Origin of the sequence: Helicobacter bilis, from assembly GCF_900198365.1 — a bacterium.
Lineage (GTDB): Bacteria > Campylobacterota > Campylobacteria > Campylobacterales > Helicobacteraceae > Helicobacter_A > Helicobacter_A bilis_B.
Genome location: NZ_FZMS01000062.1, coordinates 1 through 3929 on the forward strand (window position 1 = coordinate 1; position 3929 = coordinate 3929).

The window sequence follows — 3929 nt, forward strand, 5'->3', positions numbered from 1 at the left end:
AGTAAATAAAATAAAGGGGGGGGTTATTTTGTTTTTCTTCTTAGTTTTCATCTTGTGGTAACATTTTAATGATTTACCCTTTTTTATGGTAGGCTACTATAAAAAGGGTAAAAACATTAAAAAGCCATAACGCAATCTTAAAAAGCTGGTTTGCTTTGCCTGTTTTGTTTGTTTCTTGTCTCGTTGAGGCGTTAGCCAAAACATCTCTTTTATTTACAAAAGGGATTTTTCGCTACGCTCAAAATGACAACATTTCTTTACTTGTCATGGCTTAATGCGTAAGCATGAAGTACCTGTGCTTTGCAAATAAAAAAGATGTTTTTATTTCGTCTATGACAAAAAGCAAAAACAAATATAAAACAACAAAAAGATATAAAAAAGCTTGATTTAATTGTATTTTTGTAGTATAATTGTATTACCGCTTAAGCTACCAACTTAAGCGGTAAATTTCTCTTTTCTAGCAAGAGTTAGAAAGGAGGCAATAATGAAATACAAAGTTATTATAATCTTAATTTTGATATTTTGCATTTTTATTAATGTAGCGTATTAAAAAAATTATAAAAATTTACTTTTTGTTACAATGCTAGATAGTAACAGATAGGAGGTGTTGCATGTTGCCCCTTTCGTTTCATTCAATATAACAAGGAAAAGGCAAAAATGACAAAAGATGATTTTACAAGCAAGTTACATACGCTTAATTTAAGTAAAAAAGAGTTTGCAAGGCTGTGTGATCTTTCATATAGCACCATAAATAATTGGAATGACACGACAAGGCCCATTCCCTTATGGGTTACTTCATGGTTAGAACATTACAAGTTGGCAAAAAAGTATAGAATCATTGAAAACTTGCTAAAAGATTCAAATCTTTTTAATGATTCATAACAAAAAAGCGGCTTTTTTCTCGTTAGAGACTTTGTCATATTGAGGCAAAGTAAAAAACTTCTAAGCTTTTTTCTTAAATTAATCTACTCTCACTTTAGCATTTTCACATGCTATATTTAATGGCTCTAATCTTGTGCCTCTATATTCTTTTTGAAACACATACCCATTTATACATATTAAACCTAGCCTTTCTGCTTCATCTCTTTCTTTTTCACAACCTATTAAAAATAAAACTATAAATAAACAAAATATAAAAGTCTTAATCATTTGCTATCCTTTCTTATAAGAAACTTGGAATATATTTTTTACTTTCACGCTTTTTATAAAATCGGTTTTATAAAAGCCCATTTTTCAAATATTGTGTATTCATCGTTTGCATTTTCCTTGCCACCCTTATTTAGCCAAGTAATTTTTTTATTAAAGTTTCTTTGCAAGTATAAATCTAGCTTTTCAATGTATTTATACATTTCTTTAAACTCAAAGCCAGTGTCGCAAAAGAGAATATAATCAATATCATTTCCTAACTCTAAATACCTTATAACCATCGCAGTGGAATCACGCCCACCGCTTAAATTTGCAATTGTTAGCATTTATTTCCCCTAAAATCTTTTTGGGTAATAATATAACTAAGAGTAGGATTATTAAAGGGGGTTATTTTAATGTTGTTTTATCGCATATCACTTATGCTGAGTTGTAATTGCTTTTTTGCTTTATTTAATTCTTGGTTTGCTTTATCGTTTTTGCTTTGTTTATCTTGTTGATTGCTTTTGTCATCTTGCCCTTTATTGTCATGTCCGCCCCCTGCTTTGTCTTGCTTGGACGAAGTAAAAACATCTTTGTTTCCATTTAAATGAGATGTATTTTGCATTTGCTGCATTTCTTTACTCTGTGCTTGTGCGAGTTGCATTGTAAGTTGTGCCTGTGCTTCTAGCTTTAAGGCTTTTGCTTCTAACTCTCTTATTTGTGCTTGTAATTGTGCGAGTTGGGTTTGTTCTTGTTGTTGTGCTTTTTGTGCTTGTGCCTCTGCGTTTTGTTGCTGTGTTTGCTCACTTTGTGCTAATACTTCTTGCACATCAGTAACTACACTTGAGTCTGTATCTTTTAGCATGATTGGCAATAAACTTGTTACAATATCTGGTCTCATCTGTGAAATAGTCTTTATAATCTCTGCCCAGTGTGCAAATCTTTCTTCCCTGCCTGTTTGTTTTAATTGTGTGGTATAGATGAGATCATATTCGCCCACTTCTATCGTATTGCTTTCATTTGTATTTATCTCAAAATATCGTGTAATATTCTTTTCATCTGTGATTCTAAAGAGTTGCGGTTTTGTGTAATAATACTGCACTAAATCGATAAATTTCTCATATAAGATTCTATCGCTTATATCACTCTGCATTACATAGTTTTGTAAGCCCATAAGCCCTGCATCTCTTCTTTGTGCGATAGCTACCCCACTTTGTCTATTTGTTGCCATGCCTAGTGCTTCTTCATTTAAACCGCTTAGGATTTTGGCTAGATTTCTTTTTTCATTTGTCTTTTGTGTTAATTGTGTGATTTGTGCGTTATGCTCTATAAAATGTATTTTATTCTCTCTTAGGGCTTGATCTCTCACTCTAATAACGACATTATCATCAGCAATTTTATCGCTAAAGTCTTCTAAGTCTATTATTGCACTCTCTTCTACAAAAGCCTTTACACTTCCGCCTAACATATTTGCCATTCTATTTTCAGCAATGTTTATATAATCTTGTATCGGCTTTAAATCTCTAAAGATTCCATACCATATAAAATTATGGTCTTGCTGAAACTTTGAGACTACAAAAGGGTGTGCACCATTTTTAAAGGGCTTTTCTTCGTATTTATAAATATGCCCTTTTGTATGCCATAAATACCTATTCCACGCCCCGCCCTCTTTTATCCAGCTCTCAATAATCATCGCCCTTTTATCGTTTTTATCTATTTCAAAATCTACTTTTATGTCTAGGGCTAAACTCTGTGCTTCATTTATATTTAAAATCTTATGAAAGCGTGTTGAATCAAGTGCATTTAAATCAGTGCTAAACTTATCTACAATAAAGCTTTCTGTCGGTATGTGTTTCAATGTAATTTTATTATTCTTATCTCTATCCTTTGTAACCCATAATTCTAAAACACCCATGCCAAACAATAAATCCCTATCCCTTAAATGTATTTCTCTATCATAAACCTTACTTTGATTAAAGCTACGAATAATTTCTTGTAATAAATCTGCTTTTTGCCTTGTGGTCTCTGTCCTGCCATATACTCTTACCTCCTGTGTGCTTTGTATTTTATAGCCTAAAATCTTATTTACAATCATTTTATAAATGTTTTCAATGATTGGGGCTTGTCTTCTCTCTGCTAGAGTTGCTAAGGCTTCTTGTGGGAGTTGCTGCCCATGATAGTATTTAACTGCTTCTTTATATTCTAGTAGGGATTTTGTGTTAGCATCTTTGTCGGCGTTAAAGATTTCTGTGAGTTGGGTTATTGTTTTCATTCTTAATCCTTTTTTAAAGATTTCAATTTGATTATACATTTAAAAGATTTTTGATTTTTTGGCTAGTCATTATCACAAAAGATAACTCCTAGCTATTTTTTACCTTAAAGCTTTAAAAGCAAATAATCAAATACTAGAATATGGGTTTTTGTGCTTTTTGGCCCTTGTCATGTTGAGCCGCAAAGCAAAACATCTCTTTTATTTTCAAAGTAGAGATACTTCACGCTAAATCGTTAAGACATGACAAGTATGCCTGTTTGCTTTAACTAGATTCTAAGATTTGCATTATGGCTTTGCAAGTTTTAGCCCTTAAAATAGCTAGGAGTTACCTAAATGCGTGAATTCCTAGCTATTTTAAGGGAACTTGTGAATGCATAATCAAACTAGAATCTTTAAAGCGTGAAGTATTTTTGATTGATTTTAAGTGTTGTTGAATAAAATGCAAGGGAGTGTATATTAAATACATTGAGCGCCGCATTTTATGATAACTCACTTAAAAGCAACAAAAAGACAAACGCCTAACTTAATAAAA

The 3929-nt window shown here is 31.9% G+C and carries 5 protein-coding genes; 1 reads left to right on the forward strand and 4 read right to left on the reverse strand.

All coding sequences use genetic code 11. The features are described 5' to 3' along the window. Nucleotides 1–73: 73 nt before the first annotated feature. Nucleotides 74–199: a hypothetical protein gene (locus tag C6H08_RS12350; protein WP_267892895.1), complete on the reverse strand. Its 126-nt coding sequence runs from the start codon at nt 197–199 to the stop codon at nt 74–76. A gap of 458 nt (nt 200–657) precedes the next feature. On the opposite strand from C6H08_RS12350, the gene C6H08_RS08290 reads away from it, so the two are divergent. Beyond that, nucleotides 658–882, forward strand: coding sequence for a helix-turn-helix transcriptional regulator (locus C6H08_RS08290; protein WP_034566197.1), 225 nt, complete (start codon nt 658–660; stop codon nt 880–882). Nucleotides 883–960: 78 nt separating this feature from the next. Here C6H08_RS08290 and C6H08_RS08295 read toward each other — a convergent pair whose 3' ends face one another. The 3 genes from C6H08_RS08295 to C6H08_RS08305 form a co-directional block, all read right to left on the reverse strand. After that, nucleotides 961–1149 carry a hypothetical protein gene (locus C6H08_RS08295; protein ID WP_034580168.1) on the reverse strand — a complete coding sequence of 63 codons (189 nt, stop codon included), beginning with the start codon at nt 1147–1149 and terminating at the stop codon, nt 961–963. A gap of 53 nt (nt 1150–1202) precedes the next feature. After that, complete coding sequence (locus tag C6H08_RS08300; RefSeq protein WP_034580169.1) at nt 1203–1472, reverse strand: phosphoadenosine phosphosulfate reductase domain-containing protein; 270 nt, start codon at nt 1470–1472, stop codon at nt 1203–1205. Nucleotides 1473–1549: 77 nt separating this feature from the next. Further along, complete coding sequence (locus tag C6H08_RS08305) at nt 1550–3397, reverse strand: portal protein (protein WP_034580170.1); 1848 nt, start codon at nt 3395–3397, stop codon at nt 1550–1552. Between the last annotated feature and the right edge of the window lie 532 nt (nt 3398–3929).